At 34.9% G+C, this 17,612-nt stretch carries 11 protein-coding genes and 1 pseudogene; 3 read left to right on the top strand and 9 right to left on the bottom strand.

Going from position 1 to position 17,612, the window contains the following annotated elements; genetic code table 11:
- Positions 1-28: 28 nt before the first annotated feature.
- The 5 genes from ACS127_RS13965 to rpoD form a co-directional block, all read right to left on the bottom strand.
- On the bottom strand, positions 29-844 hold the full coding sequence (locus ACS127_RS13965) for a M15 family metallopeptidase (RefSeq protein ID WP_440895645.1): 816 nt from the start codon (positions 842-844) through the stop codon (positions 29-31).
- Between the two features lie 444 nt (positions 845-1,288).
- The gene (gene erm, locus ACS127_RS13960; RefSeq protein WP_440898147.1) at positions 1,289-2,122 is read right to left on the bottom strand and encodes a 23S ribosomal RNA methyltransferase Erm; all 834 of its coding nucleotides are present in this window, start codon (positions 2,120-2,122) and stop codon (positions 1,289-1,291) included.
- Positions 2,123-2,883: 761 nt separating this feature from the next.
- On the bottom strand, positions 2,884-3,258 hold the full coding sequence (gene gloA, locus ACS127_RS13955; protein ID WP_440895644.1) for a lactoylglutathione lyase: 375 nt from the start codon (positions 3,256-3,258) through the stop codon (positions 2,884-2,886).
- 220 nt (positions 3,259-3,478) lie between these two features.
- Positions 3,479-4,183 (bottom strand): SDR family oxidoreductase, encoded by a 705-nt coding sequence (locus ACS127_RS13950; RefSeq protein WP_440895643.1) that lies wholly within the window; start codon positions 4,181-4,183, stop codon positions 3,479-3,481.
- Positions 4,184-4,776: 593 nt separating this feature from the next.
- Complete coding sequence (rpoD, locus tag ACS127_RS13945; protein ID WP_440895642.1) at positions 4,777-5,862, bottom strand: RNA polymerase sigma factor RpoD; 1,086 nt, start codon at positions 5,860-5,862, stop codon at positions 4,777-4,779.
- A 1,007-nt stretch (positions 5,863-6,869) separates the two neighbouring features.
- Between rpoD and tnpA the strand changes: the two are divergent.
- A pseudogene (gene tnpA / locus ACS127_RS13940) lies at positions 6,870-7,334 on the top strand (IS200/IS605 family transposase).
- A gap of 248 nt (positions 7,335-7,582) precedes the next feature.
- Here tnpA and ACS127_RS13935 read toward each other — a convergent pair.
- Both ACS127_RS13935 and ACS127_RS13930 read right to left on the bottom strand, forming a co-directional pair.
- On the bottom strand, positions 7,583-9,373 hold the full coding sequence (locus tag ACS127_RS13935; RefSeq protein WP_440895641.1) for an ABC transporter ATP-binding protein: 1,791 nt from the start codon (positions 9,371-9,373) through the stop codon (positions 7,583-7,585).
- Positions 9,333-11,108 carry an ABC transporter ATP-binding protein gene (locus tag ACS127_RS13930; RefSeq protein WP_440895640.1) on the bottom strand — a complete coding sequence of 592 codons (1,776 nt, stop codon included), beginning with the start codon at positions 11,106-11,108 and terminating at the stop codon, positions 9,333-9,335. Before ACS127_RS13930 ends, ACS127_RS13935 begins: the two co-directional genes overlap by 41 nt.
- Positions 11,109-11,973: 865 nt before the next feature.
- Between ACS127_RS13930 and ACS127_RS13925 the strand changes: the two genes are divergently transcribed.
- Positions 11,974-12,741 (top strand): DeoR/GlpR family DNA-binding transcription regulator, encoded by a 768-nt coding sequence (locus ACS127_RS13925; RefSeq protein WP_440895639.1) that lies wholly within the window; start codon positions 11,974-11,976, stop codon positions 12,739-12,741.
- Between the two features lie 40 nt (positions 12,742-12,781).
- Complete coding sequence (locus ACS127_RS13920) at positions 12,782-13,597, top strand: Cof-type HAD-IIB family hydrolase (protein ID WP_440895638.1); 816 nt, start codon at positions 12,782-12,784, stop codon at positions 13,595-13,597.
- Between the two features lie 210 nt (positions 13,598-13,807).
- Here the strand turns inward: ACS127_RS13920 and ACS127_RS13915 are convergent, their stop codons facing one another.
- Entirely contained in the window at positions 13,808-14,587 is a 780-nt protein-coding gene (locus ACS127_RS13915; protein WP_440895637.1) for an SDR family NAD(P)-dependent oxidoreductase, read from the bottom strand.
- A 925-nt stretch (positions 14,588-15,512) separates the two neighbouring features.
- Complete coding sequence (locus tag ACS127_RS13910; protein WP_440898146.1) at positions 15,513-17,210, bottom strand: catalase; 1,698 nt, start codon at positions 17,208-17,210, stop codon at positions 15,513-15,515.
- Positions 17,211-17,612: the final 402 nt, after the last annotated feature.

Below are 17,612 nucleotides of genomic sequence, written 5' to 3'. Positions count from 1 at the left end.
AACCTTCAATCGGTTTTTAATCCTAATTTTAATTGCTTACTGGAACAGCATCATAGTATTCCTCAAGAGTAATCTCTCGTTCCTGTATTTCTTCTGCAATATCTGAGCCTACATATCTAAGATGCCAAGGTTCATATTTATATCCTGTAATCTCTTCTTTTCCTTTCGGATAACGAATAATAAAGCCAAACCTATGTGCATTGTCAGCTAGCCATTTCGCCTCTGGCTTATTATCAAAACAATCTGAGACCGCACAACTACCATCAGCTCCGGCAACATCAATAGCCAATCCAGTTTCGTGTTCACTTGTTCCTAGATAGGCACTATATGTTTGAGCTTTTTCTAGTCCATCCTTTTGAACATAATCATCAAATAGCTGTTTTTGACGTTCATTAGAGCGATAAGCAGAAACTCCCGCTAGTGGGAGACCATCCTGATCAGCAGCTGCAAATAATTTCTCTAGGGCTTCAGCCGCTTCAGCTCTCATCATCCGCTTCTCAATTTTTTCTTCAAATGTAAATCTTACATTAGGATACACGAGGTCATCAGGCACATATCTGTCTGGCAACATATTCTGTGGGTTGACCAACACAGCTTTGGCTTCTGGATTTGCGACAACAGTTCGCTCATTAACATTATTTTCGAATTCTGATTGAATATTTCTATTCTTCTCATCTTGCTTAGGTTCATAATCTTCCTGTTCTGGTTCTTGAGTATTTGGTAAACTTTCTTGTACAGGTTTACTTATCTCGCTTATAAAATAAACGGTAATAGACAAGAGAGCAATCATACTCAGCCATAGAATCATTCTTTTTTTAACTGTTTTTTTTCTTTTTCTATTCATCACTGTTTCCATACCTTTCTTTTCATTGTTATTTCTAGAATGCTTCAAATTATAAACTCTGGTTGTATCAAAGTTGCATCTTAATTTTGAATATTAACATCCAGTATAGACAACATTCGTTCACAAAAACTTATAACAAAAGCATCATGTGTAACCATCATAATGATAAAGTGATTCTATTTGTTTAAGGTAGAAGCTTCAGTTTCCGTCCTGTAGTTTGCTCAATTATATATCTAGCTTCTTTTATTTTTCTTTAAACGCCTCAGAGTATAAAACCGTTAAATCTGAAAAGAACTTGTCGAATATAATTTTTAACTTATATATCTGACAAGAACCCAAAGGATTCCGTTCCATTTGGGTTCTTGTCTTTTATTTGAGTCGTAGTTTTCTTAATTGTTGCACTGACAAGTCAGTAAACCTTCATTATTCACAATGAAAAATACCTTATCTCTTCTTCCCCACCATATATCTAGGAGCATAGTGAATAATCGTATCAAAAACAGCCGACCACTGTTCTTCTGTAAGGTGGCCAACTGGAAATTCATTGTTTACACCGAGTTTTCTCCTTAGAATCTTTACTTGTTTATGGGTAAAGATAGTAGAAAAAACTCTACCTATGGGCATTTCCGGCTGTTTCAGCAGTGGTTTCACTACTCGCCTAAAGGTCGCAGCATCTCGGTAAGAAAGAAATGGTGTTTTTTTTCTTGTAATCATAACTAACGATGAATCCACCTTTGGCGGCGGAGAAAAGTTTGTTTTAGCAATATGCCTTGCTACCTTGATATCAAAGTACATTCGCCACTGAAGCACATAGACATCTTTTATCCACTTAGAAGTAAAGCCTTTAGCCGCGCCCTTTGCCATTACGATCAAGGCACGAGACAATCTATGCTGCGGCTGGTTTAGTAACTTCTTCATAATCGGTGTCGTAATACCATAGGGAATATTGGATACGACTACAAATTCTTTTCTCGGTAAAACAAACTTTAGAATATCCTGATGAATTGGCTTTACTTGTTTGATATCCGCAAACCTTCTTTCTAATCCGGTAATAAATTTCTTGTCTATTTCAACTGCTAAGACGTGACGGCATCTCTTGGCTAACACTTCCGTAATCGCACCCTTACCTGCGCCGATATCAATCACAGTTTCATCCTGCTGGAGGTCAGCACGTTTCACAATGTCTTTAATAATGCCTTTATTGTGTAATAGATGCTGATCCAGAAAATTGGGAGGCTCGCCTCGACTTATATTTCCGTCTTTTCCCCCTTTACTCATATTTCTATTAATCCACTTTTTTTTCTTATGATTTCTCATTTACGTCATCTCCTTTTTTCTAAATCAAGACATACTTCAGCCCTGTATGTGATCAGAAAAAAGGATCATTATCTACGTAAATAAGCGTTATTAAAAGCGACATATTAGTAAAACACGCATTCACTTAACCAAGATTGAATTCATAGTTTTTCTTATTTATTGTGCGCTGACATGCTTTGTTGTTAAATGATAGGCTTAGTCATACGCATAAAAAAAGAGAAAAGTAGAAAAATCCACCTTTCCCTGTTTATATATACCGAATAAAGATATTAATTAAGAATGGATAGACTTATCCCGTGAGACTCTGATCACTACAGAGCCATTGAACTATTCAATTACCAGTTCAAAGCACGGAATATTACAATCATTCAGTATAATCCCTCCTTAGGTTGATACTTGTATTATTACAAATAATTTTGTATTTAACAACTTTTATTTTGATTTTTTTAAAAAACTTCTCCAAAAGAAAGAATGCTTTTCACCCAGATCCCCGATAAAAATAAAATACTAGATATTATACCTATAGTTTTAACCGCATTTACTTTTCATTAATTTCAAAATACATAAGAAAAATTAATCTATAAAGCGAAACTTCTCAAGCGAGTTCATCGCCTCTAACCTTTCTTATTTCTTCTAATGTACAACTTGATATCTCGATAGTGACTTTTTCATGTAAACAAAAAAACTAGCACAATATATAATGTGCTAGCTCCTTTTGCTGTTTACAATCTTATGATTTCAATTTTATAACCATCTGGATCGATTGCAAAGAAGTACGTTGGCTCGCCTTCAGTTAACCCGGTTAATTTCGTCACTTGATAACCTTTGTCTGAAAGTTCTTTGTGCTTTCCTTCTAAGTCCTCTACACCAAGAGCAATATGTCCATAACCATTTCCTAAATCATACGGTTCTTCTTGATCATAGTTATATGTTAGCTCAAGTTCATATTCTTCACCTGGTAAGGTTAAATAGACTAAGGTGAACTTTGCATCTGGAAAATCGGCGCGACGAGACTCTTCGTAACCAAAGGCTTCTTTGTAAAATTCAAGTGATTTGTCTAAGTTTTTGACCCGTACACAAGTATGTAAACTTTTCATATGAAATCCCTCCATCTGTGTGATAATTCTATCTTGCCTTTTTTGATTGGATTTTTCAAGTAAAAGTATTTTTTAGAAAATTATAATTAGTTTACAATGACTTATTATGGAATAAACTTGAATAATATATATTTTGAAAGTATAAATAAATATAGACACATTAAAAATAATAATCCCTTACTGTTAGCAGCTACTTACTTTGTTCACTAAAAAATGATAATTAAATAGGTCTCACTGTGATTTCATTAACATTTACATAATCTGGCTGTGTGACTGCATAAATGACTGCTCTCGCAATATCTTTTGGTTCGAGTTTTTTTCTATCATTTTCAAAAGGACTTTTTGAACTTAGTGGTGTTTCCACCATGCCAGGAGATATATTAGAAACACGTACCCCTGTTTGAGCGAGTTCCTTTTCTAATCCTGTAGAAATAGCGCGTACAGCAAACTTAGTACCACAGTATACGGTAAGTCGTTTCGTAACTTCAAATCCTGAATCAGAAGCCATATTAATGATATGACCATTTTTCTTCTCCAACATATCTGGTAAAACAGAATGAATGCCATAAAGGATGCCCTTGATATTTATATCAATCATTTGCTCCCAGTCATCTACATCTCCATTTACAATTGAGCTTGAACCCATTACTCCAGCATTGTTAACATAAATATCGACAGCTCCAAAAGATTCTTTTGCGTATTGTGCCAAATTATTCACATCTTTTTGGTTTGTTATGTCTGTTTTTAAATATAATGTTCTTTCTTTACAATCGATTTCTGCTGCTATTTCTGCAAGTCTCTTCTCGTTTCTCGCAGCAAGTATAACATTTGCCCCCTCTTTAATTAATTCTTTTGCTATCGCAGTTCCAATACCACTACTTGCCCCCGTTACGATAGCTGTTTTTCCTGTCAATTGTTCTTTCATGACTTCATCCCTCCTCAATTTGTAGAAATTGTAACATATGATGAAAATTACTGTAAGATTTACGAATTATTTTTTAGAAAGAATTATAATGCTTTTAAATTTAATCAGCAATTAGATTAAATCTGAATTAGCTTCGCTTTGTGCTACAATATGTGAAACATGTGGAAATGAATGCAAAAAGCATGATTCGGTAATCATTCGATTATCAACAGCAACTAGCTTAACGCTTTATATTTTCTTTTCTAGCTTTCCAATGGTTTCTCCTAAGATTGGAGTAATTCAAGGGTCACTACTAGGTAACTCAAAAAATTCTTGCTCCTATCATTCAGAAATCAGGACTGTACCAACTAATTTGTGTAGTTGGATCATAACAATGATCTTTAAACCATACCTCTCTCATTTAAAAAGGAGAAATCCTGTCTATCCCCTTCATTTCTATTTATTTTTTTATAGTCATAATCACGAATATCATCAGTAAATAACAATGGTCAGGTGAATAAAAGACGCAGTGTTGAAATAATTTGATCCTCATTCATCATTTCTGTTAAATTAATAACCGTATCAGATTCAACCCTTTTATCTTTTAATTTCAATTAATCAGTTTCAAGAAAATCTTTTAGTTTTTTACTGTATCTTGGTTGACTTAATTTGCGTAGTGCTTTTGCCTCGATTTGACGGACACGTTCTCTGGTTACACCAAAAATTTTTCTAAGTTCTTCTAGTGTTCTGGTTTTTCCGTCATCTAGACCAAACCGCAGACGAAGAACATTATTTTCACGAATAGTGAGTGTACTTAGTACTTCCTCTAATTGCTTTTTTAAAAATTGATTAGCTGTATAATCAGAAGGAGATACTGTATTTTCATCTTCAATTAAATCGCCTAAATATGAAGTTTTTTTCTCTCCAATTGGCGTTTCCAGTGACATGGTTTCTTGATCAATTCCCATTATATTCCTCACTTTATTAGGATTTAAATTCATTTTCTCCCCAATTTCTTCTGGCGTTGGCTCACGACCTAAATCTTGCAATAAAGAACGTTGAACCCGAACTAACTTATTGATTGTTTCAGTCATGTGTACTGGAATTCTAATAGTACGCGCTTGATCAGCAACTGAGCGTGTAATCGCCTGTTTAATCCACCATGTTGCATAGGTGCTGAATTTAAATCCTTTTCGGTAGTCAAATTTTTCAACGGCTTTGAATAATCCCATATTTCCTTCTTGAATTAAATCCAAAAGAAGCATTCCTCGTCCTACATAGTGTTTGGCAATACTCACTACAAGACGAAGATTAGCCTCAATGAATTTTTGCTTTGCTTCCATGTTCCCTTCTTCAATACGAATAGCTAATTCGACTTCTTCTTCAGCAGATAATAAATCTACTTTTCCGATTTCTCGTAGATACATATGAACAGAATCATTGATGTTAATCTCTAAAGGAACGCTGTGATCATTTAAATTAACTCCCTCAATTTCATCTATGACATCGATATTTTGATCTTCAAGATATTTAAAGAATTCATCTATTTGCTCAGATTTCATATCAAAATAAGATAACGCATTAGAAACTTCTTCATGAATGAGTACACCTTGTTGTCTGCCCATTTCAACTAATTTTTCTTTTGTTTGTTCCAGAGTTAATACTGATGTTTCAAATTGCAAAGATTTTTGCTTAACCATACGTTCCCCTCCCCCGAAATTTTTAGAACTACGCCTATTATCTTGGGTTCTATTCTGTATTTTCCTTTTCCAACTGGTGAGAATACGTGCTCTTTTTCTTTTGAAAGAAGAACTAATATCCCCTAAATAAGAATCCGAATCAGTGATAATTTTTACCTTTTTCATAAGCTTTGTAGATATACGACTAAAAATGAACGATCGTTCTAAAATAAATCAAAAAAATAACCCCTATTTGTTAATATTTATCTCAAATAAGCGCTCAGATGATTAGATGACTTTTGACTTAAAAGTTTGGATAAACTTTATGCTTATCAAAAAAGATTCCACCTATTATTTGTTCCACAAAATTAATATCTTTTTCATTATATAATTGAACGTTCGTTCTAAAATATTATCACATATTTTTTTGACAGTCAACTTATATAAGTGCATGAGTGAACTTTTTGCTTAAGAAGCAAACAAAAATATGATGTCGAAAAAAGTTTATGGAAGTAAAGAAGAATCTATTTATCGAGAAAGACGATCCCCCACCATCTATTGTAAATATTATAAAAACTATCGGAATCAGCAAGAAAATAAATACTATCATAAAACGAAACTTCAATTAGTGGGAGTTGGGCCTACAAGATGTAGGTCATGCAAGTCCTTTCGATGGGGTGAGTAACCGCAACCCCAAATGTTGTCACAAGAGGTGACGGTTTTAATCTGCGTTCCCCTAGCTCCCACTGATTATTAAGGAACACAAGCTAACGTCTTCGCGTCCTGCGAAAACGCTTGTGTGACCAACATCGTGTTGCCCCGAGGGTTATCTGTGATAAAGAATAAAAAACTAAACGAGACATGTCATTTGACTTATGACATGTCTCGTTTTTTATGGTCTTTGAAAACCCCTGGCTATGCCGGGGGTTCCATAGAGCTTCTAGCGTGGGGTCAAAAAGCCTCTCTTCATGGTAAGATAAGGTTGGTTTCCCGACCACCCAATCTCACCAAAGAAGGAGGCATGTCCTATGCAGGACAAGAGTAGTTTAGCACATACGCAGTGGAGATGTAAGTATCATATTGTTTTCGCCCCAAAATATAGAAGGCAAATTATCTATGGAAAATATAAAAGAAGCATTGGAGAAATAATAAGAGAACTCTGTGAGAGAAAAGGAGTTGAAATACACGAGGCAAATGCATGTAAAGATCATATTCATATGCTAGTCAGTATTCCGTCCAAATTAAGTGTATCTCAATTTATGGGATATTTAAAAGGAAAAAGTAGTTTAATGATTTTCGATCGACACGCGAATTTAAAGTATAGATAGGGTAACCGCAAATTCTGGTGTCGGGGTTACTTTGTAGATACAGTGGGGCGAAATAAAAATCAAATTCAAGAATATATAAGAAATCAGCTTAAAGATGATTACATGAGCGATCAATTAACATTATTTGAAGAACTTGATCCATTTACCGGGAATAAAAAGAAATAAGGGATTCTTTTAGAATCAGTGAGTAAGTGTGGTGCAAAAGGGAAACCCATTCAGTGGGCCTTTTAGGCCGAGGCCGGTAACAGAGGCTTTCAGCCGCAGAGCAAACCACCAGTTCACACTGGTGGTTTTGATTTAATTCTTTTCAATAATATTTTTCTAAATAACGTTAAGGTGTATATCATATATCATTAATTCAGAAAAATATCTTATATCTATTTACTTATTTAAAAATATTAGAGAATTTACTCTTATTCAGTAAATTGGCTTTGGTAAAGTTGACTGTAGAAACCACCCTTTTCAAGTAATTCTCCATGACTTCCTTGTTCAACAATTTGACCATTATTCATCACTAATATTCGATTAGCGTCTTGGATAGTCGATAAGCGGTGAGCAATGACAAAACTTGTTCGCCCTTCCATTAATCGATCCATCGCTTTTTGAATTAAAATTTCTAATCGTGTGTCGACAGAACTAGTTGCTTCATCTAAAATTAAAATTTTCGGATCAGATAATAATGCACGAGCAATGGTTAGCAGTTGTTTCTGACCTTGAGAAATGTTTGAAGACTCTTGGTTGAGCGGCATATCATATCCACCCGGTAATGTTCGAATGAAGTGATCTACGTTGGTAACTTTTGCAGCTTCAATAATTTCTTCATCTGTAGCTGCTAAGTTTCCAAATCGAAGATTCTCTTTTATTGTTCCGCCAAAGAGCCATGTATCTTGTAAAACCATACCAAATTGTGAACGATATTGCTGGCGAGGTAAGGACTGAATATCTATTCCATCGATGGTAATTTTCCCTTTATCAACATCATAAAATCGCATCAGCAAATTAATCATTGTTGTTTTTCCAGCGCCGGTTGGACCAACAATGGCGATGGTTTCACCTGGTGTTACATCAACATCAAAATCTTGAATTAGTGGTCTTTCAGGATTATAACTGAAAGATACATTATTAAAAGATACTGCTCCAGTGACTGGTTCAGCCAATGTTTGTGAATGCTCTCGAGTTTCCACTTCCTCATCAAGTAATTCATAGACACGATTAATCGCAGCTGCTGCACTTTGAATTAAACCAGAAAGTTGAGACAACATTTGCATGGGTTGATTGACTTGCCAGACATATTGTGTAAAAGCTTGTAAGTTACCAATTGTCATTCGACCTGTAAAAGTTAAAAGTCCACCAAATAACGCAATCATAACATAGGCACTATGTGCTACAAAGGTAATAAGGGGTCGAATTAACCCGGATGTAAAGCTTGCTTTAAAACCAACATCAGTTAATTTTGCTGTTATCGCACGAAATTCTTCACTTGAGTGATGTTCGCGACCATACAACTTGATTTCGTTAAATCCAGTCAAATTTTCTTGGACAAAGCCATTCATTCGTCCTAACACATCCGCTTGTTGTTTAAAGTGAGTTTGCGATTTTCCGATAATGAATTTAGCAATAAAACTTGATACAGGAATCACAACAAGCATAATTAACGCAAATTGCCATTGAATCCACAACATCATGACAATAACAAATATTAATTGTAAGATTGCATTGAATACTTGCAGTAAAGAAACTTGAAAGGCATTGGCAATATTATCAACATCATTTGTAATTCGATTTAAAATGTTACCAAATTGATGTCCATCAAAATATGAAATCGGTAAACGGTTCATTTTATTTGTAATATCTGTTCGTATATCAAAAGTCATGCTTTGAACAGCTTCTGTTATAAAATAATTCGATCCAAAAGCTGAGGCCTGATTAATGAGTCCTCGAACAAAATAAATAGCAATTATCATGTAAATATATGAATAATTTATTCCAGCACCTGATACTCCATTGATCATGTCTAAAACATTAGCAGAGACTTCAGTAATGATTAAACCAAAAATAAAGGGTTCAAGTACGTTTGTAATGACTTGTATAAAAACTAGGAAAAGAGAAGTAAATAAGCGTCCTTTATAATTTTTCAAGTAAGTCCAAATACGCTTAAAACTTTCAATGATCGATTGATTGTTCTGTGCTGTTTCGTAATTCATCGAAATCCTCCTCCTGTTCCTCTTTTAATTGTGACTTCGCAATCGCTTGATAAATCTTACTTGTTTCCATTAATTCATCATGGGTTCCGCGTCCTTTAATTTCCCCTTCTTCTAGGACAATAATTTGATCAGCGTTTCTAATACTTGAAATACGCTGAGCTACGATAATCACTGTAGACTCACCTGTTATCTCTTTTAAGCGACGTCTCACTTCGGCATCTGTTTTATAATCTAATGCAGAAAAACTATCATCAAATACGTAAATATCTGGTTGTTTTACAATCGCTCTTGCAATCGATAGACGTTGTTTTTGTCCACCAGATAAGTTACTGCCACCTTCACTCAAATAAGAAAAATATTTTTTATCCATATGCTCAATAAAATCACGTGCTTGTGCGACATCAGATGCTTTATCTAACTCAATATCTGTTGCGTCATCTTTTCCAAACCGTAAGTTCTCACCGACTGTTCCGGTGAAAAGTAAGGCGCGTTGCGGAATAAAACCAATTTTGCCCCTTAAAGTATCTAAATCATAATCACGTACATCAACACCATCAATGATAATACGCCCAAATGTCACATCAAAAAATCGGGGAATTAATTGCACTAATGTAGACTTTCCACTTCCGGTACTGCCAATAAATGCAATTGTTTCACCTGGTTTTGCTTTAAAACTAATATCATGAAGCACAGGGTTTTCTGTTTCACCAGGATAAGCAAAAGATACTTCGTTAAATTCAATATAACCATGCGTTTCTGTTTCAGTCACTCCATCTGGTTTACTCGTAATTGAAATGGGTATATCATTGACTTCTTTCAATCGTTTCGCCGAAACATTTGCCCGTGGATACATCATAAATATTTGTGAAAACATCAAAACTGAAAATAGTGCATGAAAAGCATATTCAACAAAAGCAACCAACGTCCCCACTTGCATTTCGCCAGCGCCAATTGGGTCTAGTGAAAATATAAAAATAAGTGTAATAACGACAGCCATAATGTGAAAGAAAATAGGCATAGCTGATCCCATTAATTTGTGTAAGGATTGTGCCGTGTCCGCATAATTCTTATTGGCTACCGAGAATTTTTCTTCTTGATACTTTTCACGAGAAAAAGCACGAATAACACGCAAACCTGTTAGATTCTCTCTTGAGTAAGTATTTAATTTATCTAGTAATTTTTGCATTTTATCAGATAATGGACCTGAACGTTTAGCAATCCAATAAATAACAAGGAAAATAACAGGTAGTGCCGCAGCTAAAATCCATGACAAGGATGGGCTTGTTTGAACAATCAAGACAATACTTCCGATAAACATCAATGGTGTATTAAATCCGATTCTGAGCACCATTTCTACAAACTGTAAGATAACGAATGCGTCGTTTGTAATTCGAGTAACTAACGAAGAAACACCAATTTTTTCATATTCTTCATGAGAAAAATCACCAATTTTATCATATAACTCATTGCGAATATCTCTCGTTGTTTCATTGGTCAAACGACTAGAGGCATAAGTTAAAAGAATATTTCCAAGTAAGCCAAAAACGATAATAACACCCATGATGGCAACTAGGAAATACAATTGTCCTGTGTCTTGACTTACCAGTACATCATTGATAATTAGTGCCAAAATAGTCGGTAAACCCAAGTTTACGAGCACAAAACAGATGGCTCCGAATAAATTTAAAACTAATAATTTCTTATGTCTTTTAACATAACTCCAAACATATAACACGAAAAGACCTCCTTCTATTAAAAAAACTCGCTTTCGCTCACTAGTACATGGATGTGCTGGCTTCAACGTTCCTATAGGACAAGGGAAACTTCGGAGCAATACATCGCACGAAGAGAATGGATCTTTATTTTCGAGGAAGTAGAGAACTTAGTCGAAGATCCTGCGAAAGGGTTAGTTTTTATTATACTTGCACGATCAAAGAATAAAGCTTCACATATTCTGAGCAGAAATTTTATACTTTACTAACATGCAAAAAATTAAACCACTGCAAGGGCAGTGGCCGTTCATTGATAATTAAATCTTCATTTTGTTCTTGCTCACACACCTAAATATAAAATTATTCACTCGACAAACTAGTAAATCATTTCTGTCATTTTCCTACAGCTAATTCTGCTTTATTATAACTCACTTCTGTCCCATTATACTATCAGAGGCGATGAATTGATATTTTTTAGCATGTGTACCAATTGTTCATACGTCAATAGACCGAAGCCTTCTTATTTCCCCTAAATTTACACCTCATATTTCATACACTAAGCTATCTGTCCCATTCATCCTTATTCCAAAATAACTATTATAGCACAAAAATAAGACAATAATATTGATATTTGCATGCTCTATAGATTAGCAGAAAAATTTAGAATTGTAAATTAGAATTGTAAAAGGGATATTTAAGATAGCTTACTACTGATATTGAAACAAAATCTATTTTTACTAAAAGATAGTTCATGCTATCCCGCCTTAGAAAAATAATACATGTTAGTTCTTACATAAATCACTTAAATATACTTAAAAAATAATTTAGTCACTTATAATTACTTAAAAAAACACTTGAAGTTGTGTATAATAAGTTTTGTAAAGGAAGGTGATTCTTATTTATCAAGAAGAACGCTTAGTAAAAATACTGGACCATCTCCAAATGCATCATCAAGCTTCAAATCAAGATATTTGTAATATGCTTAATATTTCAAGAGATACAGCCAGAAGAGATATTATCAAATTGGTTGAGGAAGGCACTGCCATAAGAACTCATGGTGGAATTGCCTTACCTCACTTTAAAGAGGAGGTAAAGGCTTATAAAGATCGTTTAACTACTGGTTCTATGCAAAAGCTTATGATAGGGAAAGTTGGGTCAACCTATATTTCGGATGGTGAGCTGTGTTTTCTTGATGTCTCTACAACTATCAAGTTCCTATGTGAAAACTTAAGAGTCCATTCGACTATCTATACTCATTCACTGGATAATGCGGAAATATTATCAACGAAAGATAATATACAACTATACTTGTTGGGAGGAGCTTTTAATCAGAAAAACCGATTTTTTTATGGCTCTGAAATGACTTCACAATTAAATGATCTTTATTTTGATAAAGCTTTCTTGGGATCTGCAGGAATTTTAAATGATGGCATCTACTTTGCGGATCAAGAAGATGCTTATATCAAAAAAATCATATCTAAACGTGCCAAACAAGTCTTTCTACTTGCCGATTATGAAAAATTTAATCATTCCAGTCACTATAAAGCAATGTCAATTTCTGATGTTGATACTTTAATTACAGATAAAGAGCCACCAAATAATTTTATTGAAATATTAAATAATCAAGGAGTTATAGTGGAATTGACAAGTAAGTGACCATGAATCGCAACATAATTAACAAGGAGGAAAATAAAATATGACACTTAAAGCTATTTTTAGTGATATTGATGGTACTTTACTAAATTCAAATCATCAAATTACAGATGAAACAAAAAATGCAATTGTAAATGTTGTGAACCATGATATTCCTTTTATACTAGTATCAGCCAGAATGCCAAGTGGCATCCTGCCTCTTCAACAAACATTATCTATTAACTCCCCTATTATTTGCTATAGTGGCGCTCTAATTTTAGGTCCAGATAATGAAAATGGAGAAAAAATAATCATTGACAGCATCAGTTTGGCGCAGTCAGATATAGAAAAAATTTATCAAATAGTCAATGAGCGTTACTCTTCTATTAGTTTTAGTTTGTATAGTCATGATCAATGGTTGGTTAGTGATAATCAGGATGAATGGATTCTACAAGAAAAGGAAATTACAAATGCTTCTCCAGTTCATTGTCCTCTCTTATCATTTATTGAAGAAAACCATGATATTCATAAATGCCTGTGTATGGGTGAGCCGGAGATAATTAATCAGCTTGAAATAGAATTAAAAGATAAATTCCCTGATCTGTCCATTTATAAATCAAAGGACACTTATTTAGAAATTATGTCGGGAAAAGCGTCTAAATCTAATGCTATAAAAAAGTTAGCAAAACAATTTAACATGACCAATCAAGAAGTCATGGCTCTTGGAGATAACTTTAATGATATGGATATGTTAAAATATGTAGGGCTCGGGGTTGCGATGGGAAATGCACCAGATGAAGTTAAAAAAATTGCAGATGAAATTACTTTAAGTAATGATGAAGACGGACTAAGGCATGCTTTGAACAAGTATTTTGAATAACTAACTTTCAATTTAATTTTGGGCAGACTTGTCATATAGGCAAGCTGCCCTTTTATTTATATAACTATTGGGTCATTGCTTTCTATACAGAACAGTATATGCTTCAATATAAATAGTAAAAGACAGATCAGAATGACTTCAAAGTTCGCCATACTCATCTGTTTAAGTGACTATCTTTTAATATAATTATGTCGATAACAATCACAAGTTTTATAAAACTCCTGCCCTACCTCCGTCAATATTCACTGCTGCACCTGACACATAAGAAGCGGCTTCCGAAGAAAGAAAAGTAATCACTTTTGCTGCCTCCTTCGTATCTCCGATCCGTCCTAGTGGAATCTGACGTTCTTTTTGAGAAAATTGTTCCCAAGAAAGCGTTGGATCTTGATCTTGCCACCTTTTCTCAATTTGTTCACTTCGAATCAAACCAATACAGACAGTATTCACGCGAATATTGTCTGGACCAAGGTCTTTACTCATCGCTTTTGTTAAGGCCATTCCTGCTGATCGACTAACAGAGGTTGGTAGTGATGATTCTGAAGGTGTTTTTCCAGCTACTGCCGTTACGTTAACGATGGAACCACCATCAGCTTCACGCATATAAGGGATGGCATATTGAGAACAATGAATCGCTCCAAATAGCTTTAAATCAAGGTCTTGTTGCCATAGATCTGTTCCAACATCCTCAAACGAATGGGCTTGAGAAGTTCCTGCATTGTTTACTAAAATATCTAAACGTCCATATTCTTTTACTGTAGCCGAGACGACTTTTTGACAAGCCCCTTTGTTTGTTACATCGGTTTCAACGATCAATACTTTTTTACCTGTTTCTTGTAAAATATAAGAGGCGGCTTCTTCTAAACGTTCTCTATTCCTTGCACAAATCGTTACTTCAGCACCTTCTTTGGCAAAAAACAAGGCTGTTTCTAAGCCAATTCCTTTGCTTGAACCTGTGACCAATGCTACTTTTCCTTTTAATCCTAGTTCCATACTAAACTCCTTTTTGAATCATAGAATTTACTGTATCTTTATTTTTTACTCATCAAGTTTGAAATTCCCCAATACAAATCGAATCACATTTACTTATTCTTATACCCTATCTGCGGAATTACTAAACAGCTTGCTTCAAGCTCACAGACTCTTCTAAACCTTTTTCCTGTCATTGTTATTTCAATAATTTTACTTTTTTCTGTTTTTATGTAAACCTTTTTGGCACCTTTACCTATAAAATATGAGCGTAACTTTAATCCTTAGGCTAAAATACTTTAGGTATTAGTACAATAGTCAAAAATTTAATGACTTAAAGGAATAGAAACTTTAAAAGTAATCATATCTTTTTGAAGGCTAGCTTCGAGTTGCCCTTTCGTAGCAGTAATCAATGTTTTGCTAATAAATAATCCCAAACCCAAATGTCCTTCTGCATTTTTCAGATTCTTCGTTCAGAAATTTTCTTCGCCTTTTCCTTCGGGGTACCGTCTCTTTTATGCCAAAATTCATAGGCTCGGTATTCCCAAACATTCTTATTCGTCCTACTTTGATCATTCAATGGTTATACCTCCTTTTCCTATTTGAATCCTTAATGTTACGGATAAAAATAATGTGAAGTCAAGCAGCCGAATAGATATATTATAGCATAATAAAACCTTAGTCTTATTTGAGACTAAGGTTTTAAATTCTTATCACAGATAACCGTCCGTAAAACTCGGGGCAACAACGGGTTACTCACCCCATCGAAAGGACTTGGAACTGGGGCTCAGAATAAGTAAGACACTTATTCTTGCGATGCAAATGCTTCGTAGCTTTCCTTTGTGTGATGACTCGCCCCACCGAAGACATTTGCGGTTACTCGTCCCACCGGAACCATATGCATGACCTACATCCTATAGGCCCAACTCCTACTGATTGAAGTTTCGTTTTATAGAAAATGTGGATCGTTCATAATATCTGTTAGAGTTGTAGGATCTTCAACATTTGTGTTACGTCCTTCATTTCCTAAATCTTTAGCGGACTCTGGATCAGCTTCTTCTGTTGGATAGTTTAAATCATCAGAACCACGTGCATTTGCGTGGTTATTTGCAGCTCGTGAATCTCTTGGTGTTGGCGTTAAGTCTACATCCTCTAAAGCAATGCCTAACGCTTTGGCAACACCTGCTCCATAATCAGGATCTGCTTGGTAAGTGTTATTAATATGACGATGTTTGATTTGCATTGTTGAATCGCCCAGATTTCTGGCTGTATTTTCAAACAAGACTAATTGTTGTTCAGGAGTCATGGCACGGAATAGTTTTCCTGGTTGTGTATAGTAATCATGATCGTCTTCCCTAGCATCATGATAAGCGACATCTCCACCTGCAAGTGGAGGTTCTTGATGTTCAGGATGATCGGTAAAGTTTCCATATGAGTTTACAGAGAGGTTATTTTCACTGCCACCATTCCCATCAACACGCATTGTACCATCTCGATGTGACGTATGGAAGTCTTTCACCCCTCTAGGTGCATTTACAGGAATTTGATGAGCGTTAACGCCAACGCGATAACGAGCCGCATCACCATAAGCAAAGACACGTGTTTGTAACATACGATCTGGAGAAATCCCAATACCAGGCACAAAATTTGCTGGTGTAAAGGTTGCTTGTTCCACATCGGCAAAGTAATTATCTGGATTTCGGTTTAATTCAAATTCTCCAACTTCAATCGGTGGAAAATCATCTTTATACCATACCTTTGTCAAATCAAATGGATTATAATCTAACGCTTCTGCTTCTTTTTCTGTCATGATTTGAACATACATTTTCCATTTAGGGTACTGTCCTTGCTCAATGGCATTATATAAATCTCTTTGATGAGATTCACGATCATCACCATTTACAAGGGTTGCTTCTTGATCTGTTAGGTTTTGAATTCCTTGTTGTGAACGGTGGTGGAATTTTACCCAAACACGTTCATTCGCTTCATTTATAAAACTATAAGTGTGAGAACTAAATCCATGCATAAAACGGTAAGATGATGGAATCCCTCGATCACTCATTGTAATGGTTACTTGATGTAATGATTCGGGTAGAGAGGTCCAAAAATCCCAGTTTGAGTTTGGTGTTCTTAAGTTTGTTCGTGGGTCACGCTTAACAGCACGATTTAAGTTAATAAAATGTTTTGGATCTCTAATAAAGAAAACGGGTGTGTTATTTCCAACTAAATCCCAATTCCCTTCTTCTGTATAAAACTTAAGGGCAAAACCACGGATATCTCGTTCGGCATCAGCTGCACCACGTTCTCCAGCTACTGTTGAGAAACGAGCAAACATTTCTGTTTCTTTCCCTACCTCAGAAAAGATTTTTGCTTTGGTGTATTTTGTGATATCATTTGTTACTTTAAACGTTCCAAATGCACCTGAACCTTTAGCATGCATACGTCGCTCAGGAATGACTTCCCGGTTAAAATGAGCATTTTTCTCTAGTAACCAAGCATCGTTAAGGACAGTAGAACCTCTTACACCAGCAGTCATTTGTGCTTCATCATTTGTGACAGGAATCCCTGCTTCATTATGTAAAGATGGATTCTTACCTATCTCTTGATTTCTACTTTCTCGATACGAGCCTAAACCATTCTTTTTCATTGGATTTTTCAATTTACATCCTCCCTCTATCATTTTTATTGATAGTTTAATGATATCATATAAAGTAATATAAAATAAAAGCTTTAGTCTCTTGTGAAACTAAAGCTTTTATTTTACTTCTGAATCATTTCACATCAATATACTCTTTTCGTGGTTCAAGGCCCACTACCTTGTTATCCACGATTACTTAACGCGATTGATAGCTTGATTAATTCCTTATCAAACAGGATCCCACATATAATATTTTTTCAAAATCGATTAAAGATTTCATTCACTTAGGAATCCCTGTCCTTATATATTAGGGTAAAATCTCTTTTTTAAAAAAAATTCAAATCCATATGTCCGCTCAATCCCGCTCTCGGTTTTGTATTCTATATGATCAGCTCTATCATTATTGTGTAT

The sequence above is a fragment of the Amphibacillus sp. Q70 genome (assembly GCF_052055485.1).
Classification (GTDB): domain Bacteria; phylum Bacillota; class Bacilli; order Bacillales; family Amphibacillaceae; genus Amphibacillus.
This window is presented reverse-complemented; position numbering and strand designations above follow the sequence as displayed.